General features: G+C 65.9%; 17 protein-coding genes and 1 pseudogene. 14 read left to right on the top strand and 4 right to left on the bottom strand.

The window, feature by feature from the left end; genetic code table 11:
• Nucleotides 1-133: 133 nt before the first annotated feature.
• The 14 genes and pseudogenes from J2T47_RS20930 to J2T47_RS20870 all read left to right on the top strand — a co-directional run bounded on the left by J2T47_RS20930 (nucleotide 134) and on the right by J2T47_RS20870 (nucleotide 18,876).
• On the top strand, nucleotides 134-1,471 hold the full coding sequence (locus J2T47_RS20930) for an imelysin family protein (RefSeq protein ID WP_253451189.1): 1,338 nt from the start codon (nucleotides 134-136) through the stop codon (nucleotides 1,469-1,471).
• 200 nt (nucleotides 1,472-1,671) lie between these two features.
• Nucleotides 1,672-3,090: a di-heme oxidoreductase family protein gene (locus tag J2T47_RS20925; RefSeq protein WP_253451186.1), complete on the top strand. Its 1,419-nt coding sequence runs from the start codon at nucleotides 1,672-1,674 to the stop codon at nucleotides 3,088-3,090.
• Nucleotides 3,091-3,105: 15 nt separating this feature from the next.
• Complete coding sequence (locus tag J2T47_RS20920; RefSeq protein WP_253451183.1) at nucleotides 3,106-4,167, top strand: imelysin family protein; 1,062 nt, start codon at nucleotides 3,106-3,108, stop codon at nucleotides 4,165-4,167.
• A gap of 24 nt (nucleotides 4,168-4,191) precedes the next feature.
• Nucleotides 4,192-5,286 carry a DUF1513 domain-containing protein gene (locus J2T47_RS20915; protein ID WP_253451180.1) on the top strand — a complete coding sequence of 365 codons (1,095 nt, stop codon included), beginning with the start codon at nucleotides 4,192-4,194 and terminating at the stop codon, nucleotides 5,284-5,286.
• Between the two features lie 316 nt (nucleotides 5,287-5,602).
• Nucleotides 5,603-6,295 (top strand): annotated as a pseudogene (locus J2T47_RS29500) (methyl-accepting chemotaxis protein); the annotation flags it as partial.
• Nucleotides 6,296-6,460: 165 nt separating this feature from the next.
• Complete coding sequence (locus J2T47_RS29495; RefSeq protein ID WP_437181008.1) at nucleotides 6,461-7,228, top strand: methyl-accepting chemotaxis protein; 768 nt, start codon at nucleotides 6,461-6,463, stop codon at nucleotides 7,226-7,228.
• Nucleotides 7,229-7,518: 290 nt separating this feature from the next.
• The gene (locus tag J2T47_RS20905) at nucleotides 7,519-8,640 is read left to right on the top strand and encodes an efflux RND transporter periplasmic adaptor subunit (RefSeq protein WP_253451174.1); all 1,122 of its coding nucleotides are present in this window, start codon (nucleotides 7,519-7,521) and stop codon (nucleotides 8,638-8,640) included.
• A gap of 84 nt (nucleotides 8,641-8,724) precedes the next feature.
• On the top strand, nucleotides 8,725-11,781 hold the full coding sequence (locus tag J2T47_RS20900; RefSeq protein ID WP_253451171.1) for a multidrug efflux RND transporter permease subunit: 3,057 nt from the start codon (nucleotides 8,725-8,727) through the stop codon (nucleotides 11,779-11,781).
• Between the two features lie 324 nt (nucleotides 11,782-12,105).
• Nucleotides 12,106-12,582, top strand: a complete 477-nt coding sequence (locus J2T47_RS20895) for a GspH/FimT family pseudopilin (RefSeq protein ID WP_253451169.1) — start codon at nucleotides 12,106-12,108, stop codon at nucleotides 12,580-12,582.
• On the top strand, nucleotides 12,579-13,115 hold the full coding sequence (pilV, locus tag J2T47_RS20890) for a type IV pilus modification protein PilV (RefSeq protein WP_253451166.1): 537 nt from the start codon (nucleotides 12,579-12,581) through the stop codon (nucleotides 13,113-13,115). Before J2T47_RS20895 ends, pilV begins: the two co-directional genes overlap by 4 nt.
• 8 nt (nucleotides 13,116-13,123) lie before the next feature.
• Nucleotides 13,124-13,885 (top strand): PilW family protein, encoded by a 762-nt coding sequence (locus tag J2T47_RS20885; protein WP_253451163.1) that lies wholly within the window; start codon nucleotides 13,124-13,126, stop codon nucleotides 13,883-13,885.
• Entirely contained in the window at nucleotides 13,882-14,460 is a 579-nt protein-coding gene (locus J2T47_RS20880; RefSeq protein WP_253451159.1) for a pilus assembly PilX family protein, read from the top strand. Before J2T47_RS20885 ends, J2T47_RS20880 begins: the two co-directional genes overlap by 4 nt.
• Nucleotides 14,461-14,470: 10 nt before the next feature.
• A complete protein-coding gene (locus J2T47_RS29355) occupies nucleotides 14,471-18,442 on the top strand; it encodes a pilus assembly protein (RefSeq protein ID WP_253451156.1) in 3,972 nt (1,323 codons plus the stop codon).
• A complete protein-coding gene (locus J2T47_RS20870) occupies nucleotides 18,439-18,876 on the top strand; it encodes a type IV pilin protein (protein WP_253451153.1) in 438 nt (145 codons plus the stop codon). The genes J2T47_RS29355 and J2T47_RS20870 overlap by 4 nt, the downstream gene beginning before the upstream one ends.
• 75 nt (nucleotides 18,877-18,951) lie before the next feature.
• On the opposite strand, the gene J2T47_RS20865 is transcribed toward J2T47_RS20870, so the two are convergent.
• The 4 genes from J2T47_RS20865 to hemH form a co-directional block, all read right to left on the bottom strand.
• Nucleotides 18,952-20,070 carry a hypothetical protein gene (locus tag J2T47_RS20865; RefSeq protein WP_253451150.1) on the bottom strand — a complete coding sequence of 373 codons (1,119 nt, stop codon included), beginning with the start codon at nucleotides 20,068-20,070 and terminating at the stop codon, nucleotides 18,952-18,954.
• A gap of 72 nt (nucleotides 20,071-20,142) precedes the next feature.
• The gene (locus tag J2T47_RS20860; protein ID WP_253451147.1) at nucleotides 20,143-20,673 is read right to left on the bottom strand and encodes a hypothetical protein; all 531 of its coding nucleotides are present in this window, start codon (nucleotides 20,671-20,673) and stop codon (nucleotides 20,143-20,145) included.
• Nucleotides 20,674-21,035: 362 nt separating this feature from the next.
• On the bottom strand, nucleotides 21,036-22,400 hold the full coding sequence (locus J2T47_RS20855; RefSeq protein WP_253451144.1) for a spinster family MFS transporter: 1,365 nt from the start codon (nucleotides 22,398-22,400) through the stop codon (nucleotides 21,036-21,038).
• Nucleotides 22,401-22,710: 310 nt separating this feature from the next.
• Nucleotides 22,711-23,733 (bottom strand): ferrochelatase, encoded by a 1,023-nt coding sequence (gene hemH, locus J2T47_RS20850; RefSeq protein WP_253451141.1) that lies wholly within the window; start codon nucleotides 23,731-23,733, stop codon nucleotides 22,711-22,713.
• Between the last annotated feature and the right edge of the window lie 9 nt (nucleotides 23,734-23,742).

Here is a 23,742-nt window from a genome sequence, read left to right as displayed (position 1 = left end):
GACTTGCTGGCGCCGTGACCGAACGGCGCTATCGAACGCCCTTTTCAAAAATGCAAATCTTTCGCATTATGTTGCGGATTTTCTTGCGCAGTCCTTTTTACGTGCGCCTCTTTTCCATGCAAAGGAACCCGTCATGACTCGTATGCCCTGGGCCACTGCCAGCCTGCTCGCCATCGCCATCTCCCTCGCCGGCTGCGGCGATGACAAGAAAGCCGAAGCTCCCGCCGCCGCGCCGGCTGCCAGCACCCAGAGCACTGCCCCGGCAGCGGCTGCCAAGGTCGACGAAGCCGCAGTCAAGGCCGTGGTGAAGAACTACCTGGACATCGCCGAAGCCACCTACGGCGACGCCCTGACCACCGCCAAGGCCCTGCAGACCGCTGTGGACGCACTGATCGCCAAGCCCAGCGAAGAAACCCTGAAGGCCGCCCGCGAAGCCTGGATCGCTTCCCGCCCGTCCTACTCGCAGAGCGAGGCCTTCCGCTTCGGCAACTCGATCATCGACGACTGGGAAGGCGCGGTTAACGCCTGGCCGCTGGACGAAGGCCTGATCGACTACGTCGCCAAGGACTACCAGCACGCCGAAGGCAACGCTGGCGCCAGCGCCAACATCGTCGCCAACACCGAGATCCAGGTCGGCGAAGACAAGATCGACGTCAAGGAAATCACCGGCGAGAAGCTCAAGGGCCTGAACGAGCTGGGCGGCTCCGAAGCCAACGTCGCCACCGGCTACCACGCCATCGAATTCCTCCTCTGGGGCCAGGACCTGAACGGCACCAAGCCGGGCGCTGGCGATCGCAAGTACACCGACTACGCCCAGGGCAAGGACTGCACCAACGGTCATTGCGACCGTCGCGCCGCCTACCTGAAGGCCGTCACCGACCTGCTGGTGTCCGACCTGGAAGAAATGCACGGCAACTTCAAGGCCGGCGTCGCCGACAACTACCGCGCCAAGGTCGAGGCCGACACCGCCGAGAACAACCTGCGCAAGATGTTCTTCGGCATGGGCTCGCTGTCCCTGGGCGAGCTGGCCGGCGAGCGCATGAAGGTCGCGCTGGAAGCCAACTCCACCGAAGACGAGCACGACTGCTTCAGCGACAACACCCACAACACCCTGTTCTTCAACGCCAAGAGCATTCGCAACATCTACACCGGCGAATACAAGCGCACCGACGGCAGCGTCGTGAAGGGCCCGAGCCTGTCCGACCTGGTCGCCAAGGCTGATGCCCAGGCCGACAGCGACCTGAAGGCCGACCTGGCGAACACCGAAGCCAAGATGCAGATCATCGTCGACCGTGCCGAGAAGGACGGTGTGCACTTCGACCAGATGATCGCTCCGGAAGACAAGGACGATCAGCAGAAGATCCGCGACGCCATCGCTTCGCTGGTCAAGCAGACCGGCGCCATCGAGAAGGCCGCCACCGCGGTCGGCGTGCAGGACCTGAAGCCGGACAACGCTGACCACCAGTTCTGATCAGCCTGCCCTGACGGCTTGCAGGTGGCTGCGGCTCCACGCCGCAGCCACCTGCAAGCCTCTGCAAAGCCCCGCCCTGCGGGGCTTTGTCATTTCCGGACGGCAAAAGAAGTCGTTCGCAAATACAAATTTTTCATATTTGCATTTGACGCCCCTGCTACCATGGCCCGCTGCCATAACACCGCTCTGGAACCCCGCCAATGCTCCCCCGCCGTACCGCCCTGTGCCTCGTGCTGTCTGCCCTCGCCCTTGCCGCGTGCAAGCCGGAGACCTCCCAGCACGCCGTGGCCGAACCTGGCGAAGCACTGTCCGGCGGCGCCACCACGGTGAAACAAAGCGACCGCAACGCCTACTCCATGCCCTCTGGCAACCTCACGCCGAGCCGCCGCCTGGACTTCGCCGTGGGCAACAGCTTCTTCCGCAATCCCTGGGTGATTGCGCCGACCACCACCACCGCGCGCGACGGGCTCGGCCCGCTGTTCAACACCAACGCCTGCCAGAACTGCCACATCAAGGACGGCCGCGGCCATCCGCCGGAACTGGGCGACGTCAACGCCGTGTCGATGCTGGTGCGACTGTCGATTCCCGCCGGCTCCGCCGACGTCGAAACCATCAAGCGCCTGGGTGTGGTGCCCGAGCCGGTGTACGGCGGCCAGTTCCAGGACTCGGCCATTCCCGGCGTGGCGCCCGAGGGCAAGGTGCGGGTGGATTACGAGCCGGTGAAGGTCACCTTCAAGGACGGCACCGAAGTTGAGCTGCGCAAGCCCAGGCTGCTGATCAGCGACCTGGGCTACGGCCCGATGCACCCGAACACGCTGTTCTCCGCGCGCATCGCCCCGCCGATGATCGGCCTGGGCCTGCTGGAGTCCATCAGCGAGGCGGACATCCTCGCCAACGCCGACCTCCAGGCCAAGGGCAGCGACGGCATCCATGGCCGGCCGAACCGGGTCTGGGACGACGAGAAACAGGCCACCGTGCTCGGCCGCTTCGGCTGGAAGGCCGGGCAACCCAACGTCGCCCAGCAGAACGCCCACGCTTTCTCCGGGGACATGGGCCTGACCAGCGACCTGCTGCCCCACGACGACTGCACCCCGGCGCAGGTCGACTGCCTGAACGCCATCGATGGCGGCAAGCCGGAAGTCAGCCAGCACATCTTCAACCAGGTCGCCTTCTACGCCCGCAACCTCGCGGTGCCGGCGCGGCGCAAGGTCGACGACCCGCAGGTGCTCACCGGCAAGGGCCTGTTCTTCGACTCCGGCTGCGCCAGCTGCCACACGCCCAAGTTCACCACCGGCGCCAATGCCGCCGAGCCCGAGCTGGCCAACCAGGTCATCCGCCCGTATACCGACCTGCTGCTGCATGACATGGGCGAGGGACTAGCGGACAATCGCCCGGAATTTCTCGCCAGCGGCCGCGACTGGCGCACGGCGCCGCTGTGGGGCATCGGCCTGACCGAGACGGTCAACGGCCACACCCAGTTCCTCCACGACGGCCGCGCCCGCAACCTGCTCGAAGCCGTGCTCTGGCACGGCGGCGAAGCCGAAGCGGCGAAGCAACGCGTACTGAATTTCGACGCCGGGCAGCGCGATGCCCTGCTGGCGTTCTTGAACTCACTCTAAGGAGCCGAGCCCACCATGTTCCGCCCCCGACTGCTGATCACCAGCCTCGCCATCGCCCTGGGTGCCTGCTCGCCCACCGACCCGCAGGCCACCACCAGCGCCACGCTGGCCCAGCAGGTGATCCTGCCGACGTACAGCCGCTGGGTCGACGCCGACCGCGCGCTGGCCGCCAGCGCCCTGGCCTACTGCCAGGGCAAGGAAGACCTGACCAAGGCCCGCGCCGACTTCATGGCCGCGCAGAAAGCCTGGGCCGAGCTGCAGCCGCTGCTGGTCGGCCCGTTGGCCGAGGGCAACCGCTCCTGGCAGGTACAGTTCTGGCCGGACAAGAAGAACCTCGTGGCGCGCCAGGTCGAGCAGCTGCTCAACAGCGGCAACGCGATTTCCCCGGCGACCCTGGATAAATCCAGCGTTGTGGTCCAGGGCCTGACCGCCTACGAATACATCCTCTACGACGCCAGGATCGACCTCGCCAACGCCGAGACCAAGGCGCGCTACTGCCCGCTGCTGGAAGCCATCGGCAGCCACCAGCAGGCCCTGGCGGAGAGCATTCTGGCGCAGTGGAAGCAGGACGGCGGCATGCTCGCCCAGCTCTCCAAGTTCCCCAACGAGCGCTACGCCGACGCCCACGAGGCCATCGCCGAGCTGCTGCGGGTGCAGGTCACCGCGCTGGACATGCTGAAGAAGAAACTCGGCACCCCGCTGGGCCGCCAGAGCAAGGGCATCCCACAGCCGTTCCAGGCTGAAGGTTGGCGCAGCGACATGTCGCTCGCGAGCCTGGACTCCAGCCTGACAGGCGCCCAGGCACTGTGGGACGGCACCGACAAGAAGGGCCTGCGCGCCCTGCTGCCGGCCGAACAGAAAGACCTGGCCGGCAAGATCGACGCGGCCTACGCCGACGTCCACGGCAAGCTGAAGGCGATCAACAAACCGCTCAGCGAACTGCTCAAGGACGAAGCCGGCCTCAAGCAGCTGAACGAGCTGTATGACAGCCTGAACGTTGTCCATCGCCTGCACGAAGGCGACCTGGCGAAAGCGCTCGGCGTGCAGCTAGGGTTCAACGCCAACGACGGCGACTGATAGAGAGCGAACGAGGTGCAAGCCATGTTGCGACGTCACGTGATCGGCCTGGGCAGCCTGCTGCTCGGCGCCCTGACCTTCGGCGGCTGGACGCTGTCACGCAAGGGCAAGGAGCCCCTGGTGCTGTCCGCCCGTGACGACGCGGATGGCAAGCACTACGCCGTGGGCTATCGCCTGGACGGCAGCTGCGCCTTCGCCACCGAGGTCGGCCTGCGCTGCCACGACGTGGTGCAACATCCCAGCCTTCCGCTGGCGCTGTTCGTCGCCCGCCGCCCGGGCCGGCACAGCTACCTGATCGACCTCAACGACGGCCGCCTGCTGCAGACCCTCGACTCGCAGAGCGACCGCCACTTCTATGGCCACGGCGTGTGGCACCAGGACGGCGAGTGGCTCTACGCCACCGAGAACGACACCACCGATCCGGGCCGCGGCCTGCTTGGTGTGTACCGTTTCGATGGCGAGCGCCTGAGCCACACCGGCGAGGTGTCCACCCACGGCCTGGGCCCGCACCAGGTGTCCTGGATGCCCGACGGCGAAACCCTGGTAGTGGCCAACGGCGGCATCCGCACCGAAGCCGAAAGCCGCGTGGAGATGAACCTCGACGCCATGGAGCCGAGCCTGGTGCTGATGCAGCGCGATGGCACGCTGATCTCCAAGGAAACCCTGCCGCAGCAGATGAACAGCGTGCGCCACCTGGCCATCGCCGCGGACGGCACCATAGTCGCTGGCCAGCAGTACATGGGCGACTCCCATGACCGCGCCGACCTGCTCGCCATCAAGCGGCCCGGCGAGGCCTTCCAGGCCTTCCCGCTGGCCGACGAACAGCGCCTGGCGATGACCCAGTACACCGCCAGCGTCGCCGTGCACGACGAGCTGCGCCTGGTCGCCCTCACCGCTCCGCGCGGTAACCGCTTCTTCATCTGGGACCTGGATACTGGCGCCGTGCGGCTGGACGCGCCGCTGCCCGACTGTGCCGGCGTCGGCGCGGTGAAGGACGGCTTCGTCGTCACCTCCGGCCAGGGCCGTTGTCGCGTCTACGACTGCCGCAGCGAACGCATCGCCGGCACGCCGCTGGAACTGCCCCCGGCCTTCTGGGACAACCACCTGCACCTGGCCTGAACCGAACGTCCTGCAGGAGCGGGCCATGCCCGCGATCGCGCGCATGGCGCGCTCCTACAGTTCTGCTCCGTCCTCTGGATTGCCGTAGGAGCGGACTCCGTCCGCGATGGTCAACCGACTTGCTCGGAGCCGCCGGATAGCGATCGCGGATGAATCCGCTCCTACGTAAACAACAACCCAGTGCATCAAGCCAGAACGCCCGTACCAGAGCGCCCGGAAACCCCTACCACTCGTCTCCCTGGCCTCAGGAAGACTGCCATGCGGCCGATGCAAAGGCTGACCGATTCCCACCCTGCGTCTTAGAGGCGTAAACAAGATGTCCCCCAACACTTCCCTGCGTACCCAGATACTCTCGCTGCTGGGCGGCAGCCTGCTGCTCGTGCTGCTGATCGCCCTCGCCTGCTTCCACTTCCTCTCCGGCAGCGTCGGCGCCTACCAGCGCCTGCTGGACGGCCCGCTGCAATCCTCGCAGCTGGTCGACCAGGCCAACCTCGCCTTCAAGATCCAGGTGCAGGAATGGAAGAACGTCCTGCTGCGCGGCCAGCAGCCGGCCGACCTGAGCAAGTACTGGGGCCAGTTCGAGGATCAGGAGCGCGCCGTGCAGGATGTGCTCGGCCGCCTGGAGCAGAACGCCACCGACGAGCCGCAGCTCAAGGCCCAGGTCAGCCGACTGCGCGATGAACACCGCCAGCTCGGCCAGGCCTACCGCAAGGGCCGTGACGCCTACCTCGCCGCCGGCAGCGACCCGCGCGCCGGAGATGCCGCGGTGAAAGGCATCGACCGCGCCGCCAGCGACCAGATGGCCGCCCTGGTGGAGAGTCTGCACCGCGACGCCCAGCAAGAAGCCCAGAGCATTTCCGAGAGCGCCCATGGCACCGTCATCAGCGGCAGCCTGATCCTGCTGATCTCCGGCATCGCGCTGGGCCTGCTCAGCCTGTGGCTGGTCAACCGCAACCTGATCGGCCCGATCGCCCGCCTGATCGAGCACATCGCCCAGCTCAGCGAAGGCAACTTCGGCGAGCGCGTCGACGCCAGCCGCCGCGACGAACTGGGCCGCCTGGCCCGCGCCGCCAACACCCTGCGCGACTTCCTGGCCGAGACCTTCACCCGCCTCAAGCACAGCACCACCGAACTGGACACCGCCAGCGGCGAACTGAATGCCATCGCCACCCTGATGGCCGAGGGCACCCGCGAGCAGTTCTCGCGTACCGACCAGGTGGCCACGGCGATGCACGAAATGTCCGCCACCGCCCAGGAAGTCGCCCGCCACGCCTCCGACGCCGCGCGCGCCGCGGACGATGCCGACCAGCACGCCCAGCAGGGCGGCGAAGTGATGAAGACCACCATCGTCACCATCACCGAGATGAGCAACGAGATCGCCAACACCGCCGAAGTCATCCGCCGCCTGGAGAGCGACAGCGGGCGCATCGGCAAGGTGCTCGAAGTGATCCGCGGCATCGCCGACCAGACCAACCTGCTGGCGCTCAACGCCGCCATCGAGGCCGCCCGCGCCGGTGAAGCCGGCCGTGGTTTCGCCGTGGTCGCCGACGAGGTCCGTACCCTGGCCCAGCGCACCGCCGAGTCCACCGCGGAGATCCACCAGATCATCGACACCGTGCAGACCGGCTCGGTCAACGCCCTGCGCGCCATCGAGAGCGGCCAGACCCGCAGCGAACAGGGCGTGGAGCGCGTCACCCAGGCCGGCGAAGTGCTGCGCAGCATCACCCATGCCGTGGAAGCGATCCGCGACATGAACCGCCAGATCGCCACCGCCGCCGAGGAACAGACCTCGGTCGCCGAGGACATCTCGCGCAACCTCACCGAGATCACCGCCATTGGCGCCACCAACGAGGAAAACGTGGTGCGCACCCAGGGCGCCAGCCGTCACCTGCACGGCCTCTCCGGCGAACTGGCGGACGTCACCCGCAAGCTCAGCGCCTGATCCTCCTGCGCCACATGGATGTGGCCTCCTTCCCGGCTCCGTCTGCTGCACCGATTCAGCGCGTATCTGCCGCAAACAACCTTACTTTTCGTGGGAAACCTCTTGTAATCGCAGCCCTTTGACTCGCCGCGCATTCAGGCATAAGGTGCGCAATTCCGCCCCGCAATGGGGCGTCCCCCGTATCGGCTTCAAAGCCTGATCGATATCTGCGCGAACGGAAGGCCGCCCGGCAAATAGTGGGCGAGCGATCGCGCCCGATTGCTGCCAGGCACGTACCAAGGAACAGGAAGATGTTGCGCCGCATGCTGATCATGCTGGGCGTAGTTGCCGTCATCGTTGCGGTGCTCGCCGGCTCGAAATACCTCTCCATCAAGAAACAGATCGCCATGTTCTCGGCGCCGCGTCCGCCAGTGAGCGTGAATGCCGCCCAGGCCGAACAACGCGACTGGCAGAGCCGTCTGCAGGCCATCGGCACCCTGCGCGCCATCCAGGGCGTGACCCTGACCGCCGAAGTCTCCGGCACGGTCAGCGCGGTGCAGTTCGTCTCCGGCGACAAGATCAGGATCGGCCAGCCCGTCGTGGAGCTGGAATCCGACGTCGAACAGGCCACCCTGCGCAGCGCCGAAGCCGACCTTGGCCTGGCCAAGGTCGAGTACGAACGCGGCCGCAGCCTGATCGACCGCCAGGCCATCTCCAAAAGTGACTACGACCGCCTCGCCGCCCAGCTGAACCGCTCCACCGCTACCGTTGCGCAGCTCAAGGCGAGCCTGGACAAGAAGCGCATCCTCGCGCCCTTCTCCGGCACCATCGGCATCCGTCAGGTGGACGTCGGCGACTACGTCTCCCCCGGCACCGAGATCGTCACCCTGCAGGACCTGACGACCCTGCAGGTGGACTTCTTCCTCCCCGAACAGGACTTCCCGCTGCTCAAGCGCGGGCAGAAAGTCGTGGTGCGCGTGGCGGCCTATCCGGGCCAGAGCTTCGACGCGCAGATCGACGCCATCAGCCCGCGGGTGGACAACCAGACGCGCAACCTGCTGGTCCGCGCCAGCCTGGCCAACCCCGACGGCAAACTGCTGCCGGGCATGTTCGCCAACCTCGAAGTGCAGCTGCCGGACAGTGCGCCGCGGGTCGTGGTACCCGAGACTGCCGTGGCCTTCACCCTGTATGGCAACTCGGTGTACGTGGTGGTGCCGCACAAGCCGAAGGAGGGTGAGAAAGCGGACGACGCCAAAACCGACGACAAGGCGCCAAAGCTGGACGTCGAACGCCGCTTCGTGAAGACCGGCGAACGCCGCGAAGGCAGCGTGGTGATCCTCGAAGGCCTGAAGGCCGGCGAAGAAGTGGTGACCTCCGGCCAGCTCAAGCTGGACAACGGCACCGCCGTGGCCATCGTCAAGGACCCGCAGTAATCGCATAGCCGGCGCGTCACTCGATGTGGCGCGCCAACAGACCCCGCCGTCATCCGGCAGGGGTCCGCATTAAAGGATTGAGCTATGTTCACCGATCCCTTTATCCGTCGCCCGGTGCTGGCGACCGTGGTCAGCCTGCTGATCGTCCTGCTCGGCATGCAGGCCTTCAGCAAGCTGGTGATCCGCGAGTATCCGCAGATGGAAAACGCGCTGATCACCGTCACCACCTTCTATGCCGGCGCCAACGCCGAAACCATCCAGGGCTACATCACCCAGCCGCTGCAGCAGAGTCTCGCCAGCGCCGAAGGCATCGACTACATGACCTCGGTGAGCCGGCAGAACTACTCGGTGATCTCGATCTACGCGCACATCGGCGCCAACTCCGATCGCCTGGTCACCGAGCTGCTGTCGAAGATCGGCGAGGTGAAGACCCAGCTGCCGCCCGACGCCGAAGACCCGGTGCTGGACAAGGAAGCCGCCGACGCCTCGGCGCTGATGTACATCAGCTTCTTCAGCGAGCAGATGAACAACCCGCAGATCACCGACTACCTGTCGAGGGTGATCCAGCCCAAGCTCGCCACGCTGCCGGGCATCTCCGAAGCCGAGATCCTCGGCAACCAGGTGTTCGCCATGCGCCTGTGGCTGGACCCGGTGAAGATGGCCGCCTACGGCGTCACTGCCGGCGACGTGGCCAGCGCAGTGCGCGAGTACAACTTCCTCTCCGCCGCCGGCGAGGTGAAGGGCGAACTGGTGGTCACCTCGGTGAACGCCTCCACCGACCTGAAATCCCCGGAAGCCTTCGCCGCCATCCCGCTGAAGACCGCCGGCGATCGCCGCGTGCTGATGGGTGACGTGGCTCGCATCGAACTGGGCGCGGCGAGCTACGACGCGGTCAGCTCGTTCAACGGCATCCCCTCGGTGTACATCGGCATCAAGGGCACGCCCAGCTCCAACCCGCTGGACGTGATCAAGGAAGTCCGCGCCAAGATGCCGGAGCTGGAAGAACAGCTGCCACCGGGGCTGAAGGTGTCCATCGCCTACGACGCCACGCGCTTCATCCAGGCCTCCATCGACGAGGTGGTGAAGACCCTCGGCGAGGCGATCCTGATCGTCATCGTGGTGGTATTCCTGTTCCTCGGCGCGTTCCGCTCGGTGATCATTCCGGTGGTGACCATCCCGCTGTCGATGATCGGCGTACTGTTCTTCATGCAGGTGATGGGCTACTCGATCAACCTGCTGACGCTGCTGGCCATGGTGCTCGCCATCGGCCTGGTGGTGGACGATGCCATCGTGGTGGTGGAGAACATCCACCGCCACATCGAGGAGGGCAAGTCGCCGTTCCAGGGCGCCATCGAAGGCGCGCGGGAAATCGCCGTGCCGGTGGTGACCATGACCATTACCCTGGCTGCCGTGTACGCGCCCATCGGTTTCCTCAGCGGCCTCACCGGCGCGCTGTTCAAGGAGTTCGCCTTCACCCTGGCCGGCGCGGTGATCATCTCCGGCATCGTCGCCCTGACCCTGTCGCCGATGATGTGCTCGCGCCTGCTGCGCCACGACGAGAACCCCAGCGGCCTGGCGCATCGCCTGGACCTCATCTTCGAAGGCCTGAAGGTGCGCTACCAGCGTGCCCTGCACGGCACCCTGAACAGCCGCCCGGTGGTCATCGTCTTCGCCCTGCTGGTGCTGGCGATCATCCCGCTGCTGATGATGTTCACCCACAAGGAACTGGCGCCGGAGGAGGACCAGGGCATCGTCTTCATCATGGCCAACGCGCCGCAGACGGCGAACCTCGACTACCTGTCGAAGTACACCGCCGAGTTCGAGGGCATCTTCCGCAAGTTCCCCGAGTACTATTCGGCGTTCCAGATCAACGGCTACAACGGCGTGCAGACCGGCATCGGCGGCATGCTGCTCAAGCCCTGGGACGAACGTGAGCGCAGCCAGATGGAACTGCTGCACGCGGTGCAGGGCGAGCTGGACAAGATCCCCGGCCTGCAGATCTTCGGCTTCAACCTGCCGTCGCTGCCAGGCACCGGCGAGGGCTTGCCGTTCCAGTTCGTGATCAACACCGCCAGCGATTACCAGTCGCTGCTGCAGGTGGCTGAGCGGGTGAAGAAACGCGCGGAAGAGTCGGGCAAGTTCGCCTTCCTCGACCTCGACCTGGCCTTCGACAAGCCCGAGCTGGTGGTCGATATCGACCGCGCCAAGGCCGCGCAGATGGGCGTGTCCATGCAGGATCTGGGCGTCGCACTGGGAGCGCTGCTGGGTGAAGGCGAGATCAACCGCTTCACCATCGACGGGCGCAGCTACAAGGTGATCGCCCAGGTCGAGCGCGCCTACCGCGACAACCCGGGCTGGCTGAACAATTACTACGTGAAGAGCCAGAGTGGCCAGCTGGTCTCGCTGTCCACCCTGGTGACCTTCCACGAGCGCGCGCGCCCGCGCCAGCTCAACCAGTTCCAGCAGCTCAACTCGGCGATCATCTCCGGCGTGCCGATGGTCAGCATGGGCGAGGCCATCGACACGGTGCGCGGCATCGCCGAGCAGGAATCGCCGCGCGGCTTCTCCTTCGACTACGCCGGCGCCTCGCGGCAGTTCGTTCAGGAAGGCAGTGCGCTGATGATCACCTTCGCCCTGGCGCTGGCGGTGATCTTCCTGGTGCTGGCGGCGCAGTTCGAGAGCTTCCGCGATCCGCTGGTGATCATGGTCACCGTGCCGCTGTCGATCTGCGGCGCGCTGATCCCGCTGTTCCTCGGCCTGTCGAGCCTGAACATCTACACCCAGGTGGGCCTGGTGACGCTGATCGGGCTGATCAGCAAGCACGGCATCCTCATCGTCGAGTTCGCCAACCAGTTGCGCCATGAGCGCGGGCTGTCGGTACGCGAGGCGGTGGAGGAAGCCGCGGCGATCCGCCTGCGCCCCGTGCTGATGACCACCGCCGCGATGGTGCTCGGAGTGATCCCGCTACTGCTCGCCACCGGTGCCGGCGCGGTGAGCCGCTTCGACATCGGTGTGGTGATCGCCACCGGCATGAGTGTCGGCACGTTGTTCACCCTGTTCGTGCTGCCCTGCGTCTATACGCTGCTGGCCAATCCGGACAAGAAGCCCGGCGAAGCCACCGTGCCGGCTCCGGCGCACTGAAGAAAAAGCCCCGCACCTGCGGGGCTTTTTCTTTGAGCAGCTCCGCCACCGGTACATCCGGAGCTGCCTTGCAGGATGGGTGGAGCGCAGCGAGATCGATGGGTATCGCTTCGCTCCACGCCATCCTACGACGTAGTCAGCCGGCTGGATCGGGGCGCGGGCTCGTCAGCGGCGCAGGCATCTGACAGACCACTCATGCGCGCAATTCGACCGCCCACCCCTTTATCTCAGCCTTGATACACAGCCTCTAAATTCCCCATACACGCATCGCGTATCCCTGCGCGGCATTCGCCGGGAATCTCCGGCTCAACGTCGGAACCCGCCATGCCGGCCAATGCCCCAAGCCCAGGCTTCACCCTGGTCGAACTGATGGTCACGCTGGCCGTCCTGGCCATCCTCTCGACCCTGGCCGCGCCGATGTTCGGCGACCTGATCCAGCGCAACAAGGTCGAAGCCGCCAGTGGCGAACTGGCCCACCTGCTGCAATACGCCCGCAGCGAGGCCATCACCCGCGCCAGCACGGTGACGGTCACTGCCGGAAGCGGCAACTGGGTTGGCGCACTGAGTGTCGCCACCAGCAGCGAAACCCTGCGCCAGTACGGCAGCGAGGGCATCAACGGCGGCAGCGCGGTCACTGCGACCGGCAGCGCCAGCAGCCTTACCTTTCGCGCCGCCGGCACGCTCAGTGGCGCCGCGCAGAGCATCCGACTGTGCCCCGGCAACGGCAGCAGCAGCGGCCGTCTGCTGAGCATTTCCAGCAGCGGACAGATCACCAGCAGCACCACGGAGTGCTCTTCATGAGACGCGCCGACCGAGGTTTCAGCCTGCTGGAAGTGCTGATCAGTCTGCTGCTGGTCAGCGTCGGCGCCCTGGGCATGGCGGCACTGCAGGGCAAGAGCCTGCATTACACGCAGGATGCGGTGCAGCGCAACGAGGCGATCATGCTCGCCCAGCAGTTGCTGGAGCAGATGCGCAGCAACCCCAAGGACGCCCTCAGCGCCACCCACCAGTTCAGCAGCAGCTCGGCCTACTACAAGGTCGCCGGCAGCGCCTTCAGCACCACCACTCGCAGCGATTGCGCCACCCGCGAGCGCGGCAACGGCGGCTCCGACGTGGCCAAGGCCGACCTCGCCTGCTGGCTGCAGGCGGTGCAGGCGACGTTGCCGGTGACCAGCGCGATCCTCAGCGCCGACTTCACCATCTGCCCCAGTCAGTCCGATGGCGCGTGCAGCAACGACGCCAGCTCCGCCGTGCTGATCCAGCTGGCCTGGCAGGACCCCAGCGGCCAGTGCGACAACAACCTGTGCACCTACCGCCTGCGCGGCGAACTCTGAGGTCCGGCATGTCTGCAAGAACCTTCCCCACATTGGCACGCCAGGCGGGCCTGTCCCTGGTCGAGCTGATGGTTGCCCTGGCCATCGGCAGCCTGCTGATCCTTGGCGCCACCGAGCTGTACATCAACAACAGGGCGCACTTCCAGTTCCAGCAGGGGCAACTGGGCAACCAGGAAAACGCCCGCTACACGCTCCTGCTGCTCGACCAGCAGCTGGCCCGCACCGGCTACCGCTACCTGCCCCAGGACAGCCTGGAAGTGGCCTTCCCGGCGCTGGCCAGCAGCAGCGGCTGCCCGTCGTTCAAGGCCGGCCAGACCTTCCAGGCCAGCAGCGACGGCAAGGGCCTCTGCCTGCGCTACCAGGGCGCCAGCGACAGCACCACGGAAGTCGCCGGCTCCGGTGGCAACCAGTACGACTGCCTCGGCGCATTCGTCCCGCGCGGTACGCGCGTCCTCACGCGCATCAGCTATGTCGCCGGCAGCACGCCGGGCGACGGCACCCTGACCTGTACGGCCCAGGGCGCCAGCGAGCAGGCGCTGATCAAGGGTGTGGCGGGCTTTGTCCTGTTCACCCTGCCGGGCAGCAGCGATGACAGCCAGGCCGTCAGCTACGCCGCTCTGCTCGCCAGCGGCGCGTCGACCCGCGGCGGCATGAGCAGCGATATCGCCAGCCGCTGGAAAACCCTCAGCGGCGCGACCCTCAGCGAGAACACCGCCTACCTCTACCAGATCGCCCAAGGCAGCGTGATGCTGCGGAACCTGATGCCATGAGCCTGAGACACAACCGGCGTACACAACACGGCGCCACGCTGGTGATCGCCCTGGTGATGCTGCTGCTCGGCACCCTGATCGCCATGAGCAGCATGCGCGGCACCACCACCGAGACCCGCATCATCGGCAACCTCAGCGAGCAGCAGCATTCGCGCGCTGCCGCCGAGTCGGCGCTGCGCGAGGGCGAGCGCCGGCTGGCGGCGCAGACCAGCCTGGATCAGGGTTCGGCCAACTGCACCTCCAGCGTCGCGCAGCACGCCAACCTGTGCATCCTGGTCAGCGACAAGTACTCCTCCAACGCCAAGGCCAGCGCCGACTGGTGGAGCAGCGACGCCACCTCCATCGCCTACCTGGGCATGGACGGCAGCTCCACCTTCGACCCGGTGCCGCGCTGGAACGCCGCCTACATCGCCTTCGACCCGGCCGACTCCAACGGCAACGTGCAGATCACCGACCCCGACGAGCGCTCCCAGGGGCGCGGGCCGCATTACTACCGGGTGAGCGCTGCCGCCCGCGCCGACGGCCAGCGCCTGATGAGCGTGCTGCAGACCGTCACCATCCGCCGTTACTACTGAGGAGCCCGACGTGAGCCGACGTCCCGCCCAGCCAATCCTGCTGTTCCTGTTCGGCGGCCTGCTGCTGGTCACCGCGCTGCCCACCGATGCCGCGACGCTGACCCTGAGCCAGCAGCCGCTGTTCCTCACCGAGGGCGTGGCGCCGAACATCATGGTGACCATCGACAACTCCAACAGCATGCGCTGGAGCTTCGCCCCCGATGGCATGAACCCCACCACCAACAGCACGTACAACGGCTATAGCGCCGACCAGGTGCGTACCAGCCGGCGCGCCAAGTCGTCGACCTTCAACCCGCTGTACTACAACCCCAATGTCACCTACCAGGCGCCCTACAGCGTCAGCTACAGCAACGCCAGCACCACCTACACGCCGCTGACCACCAGCTTCACCGCGGCCTACGTGAACGGCTTCAAGACCGCCAAGGGCAGCTTCGACCTGAGCTCGGCGTACAAGGTCTCGTGGGAATACGACACCGCCCGCGCGACCACCGACAGCACCTATTGGACCTACACCGGCTACACCTCCTACAACAGCCCGGACAAGGTCTACTACCTGGCGGCGAACCCCTCTTCGGACTTCAGTTCGAGCAGCACCACTTCCAGCACCACCAGCAGCGCCAGCGTCAGCGGCTCGACCACCTCCACCGGCAAGTCCGCCTCGCTGACCGGCGGCGGCACCTACACGGTCACCGCCAAGAGCAACAGCTGCACCGCGACCATCACCAACCCGAAGTCCAGCACCGGCTCGACCACCACCAACAGTGACGGCAGCACCTCCAGCACCACCACCGCCGTCAGCTATTCGACCGCCAGTTGCTCCTACGTAACCAGCGGCAAGACCACCACCTATACGGTGACCTCGACCGCCACTACCACCCTGACCACTACCACCACCTACCCGGACCGCACCAAGGCGGCGGTGCCGGCGTACTACTACGTCTACAACACCGCGCTCAGCGGCTGCAGCAGCAACGTCAACGACGACAACTGCTACAAGCTGGTGACCGTTTCCTCCACCTCCGGCACCAACAGCAGTGACGAGCGGCAGAACTTCGCCAACTGGTACAGCTTCTACCGCAACCGCGAGCTGGCGACCCAGTCCGGCGCCAACCTGGCCTTCGTCTCGCTGCCGGAGAACACCCGCCTCAGCTGGCAGGCCCTGGGCACCAGCGATACCTGCATCACCAGCAGCTCCTACCTGTCGAGCTACAACTGCCGCGGCCTGAGCAACACCAGCACCAGCTACTACGACAACCGCCTCGGCACCTTCTCCGGCGCCCACCGCGCCAAGTTCTTCGAGTGGCTCGGCGACATCTACTTCAACCAGGGCACCCCGCTGCTGGACGCCGTCGACCGCGTCGGCTCGCTGCTCAGCGTCACCGGCAAGTACAGTCCCTACGCCTACTCCATCGGCAGCAGCGAAACCCCGCTGTACAGCTGCCGGGCGAGCTACAGCATCACCCTCACCGACGGCATCTGGAACACCGCCGGCAGCCACGGCGACTGGGACAGCACCGGCCGCACCCTGCCCGATGGCCAGACCTACAGCGCACGCGCTCCGTACAAGGACAGCGCCTCCAACACCCTGGCCGACCTGGCGTTCAAGTACTGGGCCACCGACGCCCAGCCGAACATCGCCAACAACGTCAGCACCTACATCGCCGAGAGCAACAGCAACGCCACCACCCAGTACTGGAACCCGAAGAACGATCCGGCGACCTGGCAGCACATGGTCAGCTACTTCGTCGGCCTGGGCCTGACCACCAGCCTGACCAGCCCGGCCTGGGGCGGCGACACCTACTCCGGCGACTACAGCAAGCTGGCCGCCGGCACCCTGAGCTGGCCTGCGGCCTCGTCAGGCAGCGCCAACAACGTCTACGACCTGTGGCACGCGGCCATCGACTCCCGTGGCGAGTTCTTCAGCGTCGACTCGCCCGACGACCTGGTCTCGGCCCTGCAGAACGTGGTCAACCGCATCTCCCAACGCGAGGACTCCGGCGCCGCGCCGGCCCTGGTCAGCTCACCGCTGCTCAACGCCGACAGCAGCACCGCCGACAGTGAGCTGTACAGCTACACCCCGAAGTTCGCCAGCACCGACTGGAGCGGTGACCTGATCAAGTACCTGCAGAACACCAGCAACGGCAGCCAGACCTCGGTCTGGAGCGCCCAGGACCTGATGGACATCACCTACGGCAGCGGCAACAGCGCGTACTCCACGCGCACGGTGAAGATGGCCGGCAGCACCGCCGGCACGCTCAAGGACTTCACCTGGAGCAACCTCAGCAGCGCCCAGCAGACCACCCTCAACAAGACCCTCGCCAGCGTCACCGACAGCAACGGCGAGAAGCGCGTGGCGTACCTGCGCGGCGACCGCAGCAACGAAGGCACACTGTTCCGCAGCCGCAGCACCGTGCTGGGCGACATCATCGACTCCTCGCCGGTGCTGGTCGGTCCGCCCAATCGCCTGGCCTCGCTGATGAACGCCACCATCAGCAGCACCGACACCTCCTACACCACCTTCAAGAGCACCTGGAGCGCGCGCCCCACGCGCCTCTACGTCGGCGCCAACGACGGCATGCTGCATGCGTTCGACGCCGACGGTAAGGAAGTCTTCGCCTACGTGCCCAGCGCGGTGATCAGCAACCTCTACAAGCTGAGCGACAGCGACTACACCAGCGCCACCCACCAGTACTACGTGGACGGCTCGCCGGTCACCGCCGACGTCTACTACGGCAACGCCTGGCACACCGTACTGGTCGGCACCCTGCGCGGCGGCGGCCGCGCGCTGTTCGCCCTGGACATCACCGACCCGACCGACATCAAGCTGCTCTGGGAGAAGAGCTACAGCGACAGCGACTACAGCGAACTGGGCTTCACCTACTCGCGGCCGACCATCAGCCTGCTGCACAACGGCACCTGGGCGGTGATCCTGGGCAACGGCTACAACGGCACCAGCGACAAGGCCGTGCTCTACCTGATGGACGTGAAGGACGGCAGCCTGATCAAGGCCCTCACCGTCAGCGACGGCAAGACCACCGCCAACGGCCTGGCCACCCCGCGCGCCGCCGATATCAACGGCGACCTGATCACCGACTACGTCTACGCCGGCGACCTGCACGGCAACCTCTGGCGCTTCGACCTGACCAGCTCCGGCAGCCTCACTTCCAGCACCACCGCCAGCAGCTTCCGCGTTGGCTTCGGCGGCTCGCCGCTGTACAGCGCGACCACCACTGCCGGGCAGGTGCAGCCCATCACCAGCGCGCCTTACCTGGTCAAGCACAGCTCCGGCACGGGCTATCTGGTGATCTTCGGCACCGGCAAGTACATCGAGTCCGACGACGCCGATCCGAATACCACCCAGGTGATGGGCCTCTACGGTATCTGGGACCGGCAGACCGCGGGCGAGGCCGCCAGCACCACGCCGACGCTCAGCCGCAGCAAGCTGCAGCAGCAGACCATCACCCAGAGCGAAGTGACCACCTCCTTCGACAACAACGGCACCGCGGTGACCCAGACCATCCGCACCGTCAGCGACAACGCCGTCACCTGGTACGACAGCAGCGGCAACGTCTCGCAGTACGGCTGGTACCTGGACCTCCCCGCCACCGGCGAAATGGTGGTCAACAACCCCTATGCCACGTCCGGCGTACTGCTCGCCAGCACCCTGACACCCAACGAAGACCCCTGCGCCGACGGCGTCACCACCTGGCTGATGTCGCTCGACCCGTACACCGGCGGCGCCACCGACTTCGCCACCCTGGACCTGAACAACGACGGCGTGGTGGACGACAACGATCTCTACAACGGCAGCGTCGTCTCCGCCCTGCAGATGTCCGGTCTGAAAGGCGGCTTCACCGTCGGCAGCACCAGCGCCAGCAGCAGCAACGTCAACGCCTGCGGCAGCGACGGCTGCGTCAGCGTGGCAACCAGTGGCGCCAGCTCCGGACGGCAGAACTGGCTGAACATCAAGGAACAGGAATGAACAGGCACTACCGGCAAGACGGCTTCACCCTGATGGAGCTCATGGTGGTGGTGGCGATCGTGGCGATCCTCGCCGCCGTCGCCTACCCCAGCTACCAGGAATACGTGCTGCGCGGCAAACGCGCGGAAGGTCAGGCCCTGCTCAACCAGGCCGCCTCGCAGGAAGAGCGCTGGTATGCGCTCAACTCCGTGTCCGGCTATGTCACCGACCAATCTTCGGTGGCCAACCTGAAACTGGCCGGCACCAGTGGCAGCACCGTCTCCTCCTCCACCGGCCTGTATACCCTGACGGTCGGCGGCGGCAGCAGCGACGGCGGCTACACGCTGACGGCCAACCCGACCTTCACCGACAGCAAGTGCACGCACCTGACCCTGACAGCCCAGGGCCAGAAGGGCAGCAGCGGCACCGGCAGCGTGAGCGATTGCTGGCGTTGAGGCACAACGAGCCTCCTGATAGACCGGAGCGGTGCTGAGTCAATCACGGACAGCTCAGGCTCCTACAGGTAGCCGTCACAGTCCGGGAATGGAAAACGCCACCAGCCGATAGCCCTCGGCGGTGCGGATGAAATCGAAGCTGGCGTGTTTGTCCGGCTCGAACGATCCCAGTTGCCAGTGCTCCATCGCCGATATCCTGTGCGTCTTCCACTGTGCGAACTCACCGCAACCATCAAAGTACTGCGGGTCGCGCTCGGGGTCGAAGGGCCAGCCCATGTCGTCCTGGCGAACGCCGTAGCCCGCGGAGCTTCGCAGGGCCTCCAGCCGCTTGCGCAGCTGCGTGCCGTGCTTTTGCAGCACCTCATCCGGCGTGGTGGCCTGCCAGTCATTGAGCGGCTCACTGCCCTGCCCGCTCCAGACTTGTGGATAACTGTGGGCCTTCAACGAAGCATCATCCAGGTGCGCGAGGAACTCGTCGCGGAACCAGATGGCGAAGTCCTTCTCGATGTCGACGAAGCTGAGATAGCGACCGTCGACGCCCTTGAAGGAAACGCGGCGTGGATCGTCGGAAGGCTGATCGCTCTGCTGTTTCGAGAACCAGTCCAGCGCACCGGCACGGGTAGTGTCGAAGTGCTCCACCAAGGTCTTGCCGTGGCGGTCGAGCAGTAATTCAGTGCCACCGCGCCACCCCTTGTGCTCGCACTGATCCAGGCTCACGCCCGGATCGGCGCAACTGCGCGTGGCCCCCTTCAGCACCACGACCATGCCGTTGCGCATGGCCGTCGCGTCGCTCAGTTCGGCCGGGATCAGCACCCGGCCACTGCCGTCGAGAAGGCCGACCCTGTCGCGCTTGCGGTCACGGAAGCGGATGCTGTTTTCGCTCTCGCAGACCGGCGCGTTATCGAAGAAGTACAGCGAATCCGGCGCCACCTGGCGGCCATCGCGCAGCAGGTAGTAGGTGCGGTAACCGTCGGCGGTTTCCTCGCCGGTAGCGATGATGTGCTCGAAGCGCTGGGCGGGAGTGAACATGAGGCTGAGCTTCGGATCGATACGCACAACACCCTGAGCATCCTTGAAGCCGATGCGGTCGTTCTGCGCGAACACCTCCCAGGGCTCGCCTGCCGCCCAACCCGAGGCTGCCGCAGCCATCGCTGCCAGGGCAAGCCAAAGCCATCCCATTGCGCTGCGCTTCATGCTGAAAATCCCTTTGACCGAAAGTCTGCCTGTGTGCAGCAAGCGCCTCAGTCGGCCGGAAGAGCATGCCCCTCAACAACCAACCCAGTTCTCCACACGGGAAACGAAGCCATCCTTGAACTCGAACAGCAAGCCGGCTTCACGGGCGCCAACGCCTTCGTAGCTGAAGAAAGCACTGCCGTCTTCATCGAGCATCAGATTGTCCTTGAAGCGTTGCTTGAAAGACACCTCCGACGTCTTGCCATTGATCGGCAGGCCGGCGATGACCACGGCATTGCCGGGGTCGGTGAACTCGAGGGAGTCCAGCGCCGCTTCTTGCTGGTTGGCCTCGAAGGTGGCGCCGGGATAGACATAGAGCTTGTCAGCGTCGTCCAGCACACCGCCGCACTCCGCATCGTTGTCCTGCACCTGCGCCGGCTTGCCCAGCGCGGCCACCAGTTCCTGCGGGCTGAGCCCAGCCTGGATCGGTTTGCCCTGCACGACGAAATGCTCGAACAGGCCTTCGTTGGAGATACTCGTTTCCGCCTGGGCGGCGAAAACCAAACCCAGCCCCAGGCTCAGGGCGAATATTGCGCCCAGTTGGCGCTTGTCTTGCGTAAGCATGATTGCCACTACCACCTGATTGATTGCCTCGTTCGCGCTATCACGAGTGTCCTCAAGGAGCAGGCACGCTCCTGACAGCTTCTCGAAATCGCTGCCGATGCACTCCAGGCCGGAAACTCGGCGCCGCTTCGCTTGCGCGGAAGGAATTGCATGGCCACGACAAGGTACAGGCCTCAACCAATGGCGCGAGATGGATGAACAGGATCGGGAAATCTCTTACTGCCTGTTGAGAATTGACCGCAGCGCAAGTAGGCAATGCCAACCACAAAGGTCGGTCCTACGGCGCCACGGGAACTCTCTGACTTAAGCAAGCAGGTGGCAAAACGTACCACTCAGCAGCGGCCTTGCTCGCCCACACAGTCTCAGGCCGGCTGGCGTTGCATCGCGCCGCTGTCGCTCTCGCCTTTCAGGCTCCAGCTCTTCAGGTGCTCGAGGCTCGCGCGGTACGGCTTCAGACCATTGGCAAGCAGCAATGCACCCGCGACCAGGGCCACGACGCTGACAATCAGCAGCGAGTAGCGCAGCGCCATGTCGTCGCCGAACCCGTAGTCGGTCACCAGGGCGATGGCGGTCGGGCCGATGCCCAGGCCGAGCAAGGTCACGACGAACAGGTAGATGGCCGAGGCCTGGCCGCGCATGGAGTTGGGCATGATTTCCTGGATCGCCGCCGGGGCGACGCCGAAGGGCATGCTGAGGAAGAACACGATGGGCGCCATCAGCGCCGCCGCGGCGTTGCCGCTGTCCAGCAGCGGATAGACCAGGCTCAGCGGGATAGCCAGACAGGCGGCCAGCAGGCCCACGCGCATGTTCGCATCGGTGCGCCCGCGCTTGGCCCAGAAGTCCGCCAGGCGGCCACCGCAGACGATGCCCAGGCAACCGAACACAGCGACGATGCTGCCGTAGACCACGCCTACGTGGCCGGCGTCCCAGCCGTAGGTGCGGACGAAGAAGGTCGGCACCCAGGCACCGCTGCCGTAGCTGGCGAAGGAGATGCAGGCGAAGCCGAAGTTGTGACACAGCACGGTCTTGCGGTTGGCGCGCAGGTAGGCGCCCACTTCGCTCATCGGCACCACCACGCCAGCGCCGACGCCACGACGGGTCGGTTCCTTCACCGCGAGCATCAGCAGGGTGAAGAGTACGCCGGCGGCGCCGAGGATCAGGAAGATCAGCTGCCAGGGACGCACTTCGCCGAGGATCGGCAGGTGCACGTCGCCCTGGGCGGAGGCGAACTTGATCACCAGCCCGCCAAGCAGGAAGGCCAGCCCCGAGCCGAGGTAGATGCCCATGGAATAGACGCTGATGGCAGTGGCGCGGCGCTGGGCCGGGAAGCTGTCGGCGATCAGCGAGTAGGCGGCCGGCGACAGGGCTGCCTCGCCCACGCCGACACCGACGCGGAACAGCAGGAAGTGCCAGTACTGGCGGGCCAGCCCGCAGGCGGCGGTCATGGCGCTCCAGATCAGCACGCCGACGGTGATCAGCCCGCGACGGCTGCGACTGTCGGCCATGCGCCCGAGGGGGATGCCGCACAGCGTGTAGAACAGCGCGAAGGACAGGCCCATCAGCAGGCTCATCTGCGTGTCGCTGATTTCCAGATCGCGACGGATGGGGCCGACCAGCAGGTTGAGAATCTGTCGGTCGATGAAGGAAAGCACGTAGGCGACCATGAGGATCGCAACCGTGGACCAGGCCACGGCACTGGAGGGGTAGCCGTTATTGTTGTTGTTCATGCCGGGCTCCTGAAACGCCGCCAATCGCGGCGAAGGCGAAGGGGAGAACCCGCAGAGTAGGCATTGCGAACGCGTCGCGCGCGCACTATCAAATCTCTGAATGCGCGCGTCGGCCGTTGGCTGATGGATGGGTGGTCAGGGATTGGACGCAGGGTTTCGCTGTCGCCCTCTGTAGGAGCGAGCTGGCTCGCGAACAAGCTCACCGGCGACTCCGGCGCTGGACGGGTTCGCGAGCAAGCTCGCTCCTACGAAGAGCTGGTCTCACCTGTAGGGCGCATAAAGCGGAACGCTTTATCCGCCATGGCAGGGTTCAGATCGAGGCGGGGGTCCGCTCGCAAAGCTGCGCCAGCGCACGCGCCCACAGCTCCTGGTCATTCAGGCAAGGCACCAGCACCAGCTCCTCGCCACCCGCCGCACGGAACTGCTCCTGGCCGCGCTGGCCGATTTCTTCCAGGGTCTCGATGCAGTCGGCGACGAAGGCCGGGCACATCACCAGCAGGCGCTTCACGCCCTGCTTGCCGAGCTTGTCCAGTTGCGCCTCGGTATAGGGCTCGATCCACTTGTTGCGGCCCAGGCGCGACTGGAAGGACACCGACCAGCGCCCGTCCTGCAAGCCAGCGCCAGCGGCGAAGTCTTCCGCCGTGCGCAGGCACTGGCTGCGGTAACAGACGGCCATGACGTCCTCGTGCACGCCACGGCTGGAACTGGCGGTGAGGTCGTGGCTCTTGTCCTTCACCAACTTGCGGATGTGCGATTCGGGCAGGCCGTGGAAGCTCAGCAGCAGGTGATCATAGGGTTGCTCCAGGTACGGTCTCACGCTGTCCACCAGCGCCTGGCGGTACTCGGGCTCGGCGTAGAACGGCGGCAGCACCTTCAGCTCCAGCTTGAGGTTGTGCTCGCGCATGACACGACGAGCTTCCTCGATGGCGGTGGTGGTGGTGCTGTCGGCGAACTGCGGGTATAGCGGCGCGAAAGTCACCTGGGTGATGCCCTGCTGGCTCAGGCGCAGCAGCGCCTTCTCGATGGACGGCTCGCCATAGCGCATGCCCAGCTCCACCGGGCCGTGTGGCCAGAACGGCTTCACGGCCTCCTGCAGGCGGCGGCTCAGCACCACCAGCGGCGAGCCCTCGTCCCACCAGATCGAGGCGTAGGCGTGGGCGGATTCCTGCGGGCGCTTGCGCAGCACCAGCGAAACCAGCAACCGGCGGATCGGCCAGGGCAGGTCGATCACGTAGGGGTCCATGAGGAACTGATCGAGGTAGCGGCGCACGTCCTCGACCTGGGTGGAGGCCGGGGATCCCAGGTTGACCAGCAGGAGGGCGTTTTGGGTCATGCAGTGTCC

The organism is Pseudomonas nitroreducens, from assembly GCF_024170165.1.
GTDB lineage: Bacteria > Pseudomonadota > Gammaproteobacteria > Pseudomonadales > Pseudomonadaceae > Pseudomonas > Pseudomonas nitroreducens_C.
This window is presented reverse-complemented; position numbering and strand designations above follow the sequence as displayed.

What these genes read in the sequence shown, in the direction of transcription:
- J2T47_RS20855 (WP_253451144.1), bottom strand. Translation starts at nt 22,400, where the DNA reads ATGAACAACAACAATAACGGCTACCCCTCCAGTGCCGTGGCCTGGTCC.
- J2T47_RS20870 (WP_253451153.1), top strand. Translation starts at nt 18,439, where the DNA reads ATGAACAGGCACTACCGGCAAGACGGCTTCACCCTGATGGAGCTCATG.
- J2T47_RS20905 (WP_253451174.1), top strand. Translation starts at nt 7,519, where the DNA reads ATGTTGCGCCGCATGCTGATCATGCTGGGCGTAGTTGCCGTCATCGTT.
- J2T47_RS20865 (WP_253451150.1), bottom strand. Translation starts at nt 20,070, where the DNA reads ATGAAGCGCAGCGCAATGGGATGGCTTTGGCTTGCCCTGGCAGCGATG.
- J2T47_RS20915 (WP_253451180.1), top strand. Translation starts at nt 4,192, where the DNA reads ATGTTGCGACGTCACGTGATCGGCCTGGGCAGCCTGCTGCTCGGCGCC.
- hemH (WP_253451141.1), bottom strand. Translation starts at nt 23,733, where the DNA reads ATGACCCAAAACGCCCTCCTGCTGGTCAACCTGGGATCCCCGGCCTCC.
- J2T47_RS20880 (WP_253451159.1), top strand. Translation starts at nt 13,882, where the DNA reads ATGAGCCTGAGACACAACCGGCGTACACAACACGGCGCCACGCTGGTG.
- J2T47_RS20920 (WP_253451183.1), top strand. Translation starts at nt 3,106, where the DNA reads ATGTTCCGCCCCCGACTGCTGATCACCAGCCTCGCCATCGCCCTGGGT.
- J2T47_RS20900 (WP_253451171.1), top strand. Translation starts at nt 8,725, where the DNA reads ATGTTCACCGATCCCTTTATCCGTCGCCCGGTGCTGGCGACCGTGGTC.
- J2T47_RS20895 (WP_253451169.1), top strand. Translation starts at nt 12,106, where the DNA reads ATGCCGGCCAATGCCCCAAGCCCAGGCTTCACCCTGGTCGAACTGATG.
- J2T47_RS20925 (WP_253451186.1), top strand. Translation starts at nt 1,672, where the DNA reads ATGCTCCCCCGCCGTACCGCCCTGTGCCTCGTGCTGTCTGCCCTCGCC.
- J2T47_RS29495 (WP_437181008.1), top strand. Translation starts at nt 6,461, where the DNA reads ATGGCCGAGGGCACCCGCGAGCAGTTCTCGCGTACCGACCAGGTGGCC.
- pilV (WP_253451166.1), top strand. Translation starts at nt 12,579, where the DNA reads ATGAGACGCGCCGACCGAGGTTTCAGCCTGCTGGAAGTGCTGATCAGT.
- J2T47_RS20860 (WP_253451147.1), bottom strand. Translation starts at nt 20,673, where the DNA reads ATGCTTACGCAAGACAAGCGCCAACTGGGCGCAATATTCGCCCTGAGC.
- J2T47_RS20885 (WP_253451163.1), top strand. Translation starts at nt 13,124, where the DNA reads ATGTCTGCAAGAACCTTCCCCACATTGGCACGCCAGGCGGGCCTGTCC.
- J2T47_RS20930 (WP_253451189.1), top strand. Translation starts at nt 134, where the DNA reads ATGACTCGTATGCCCTGGGCCACTGCCAGCCTGCTCGCCATCGCCATC.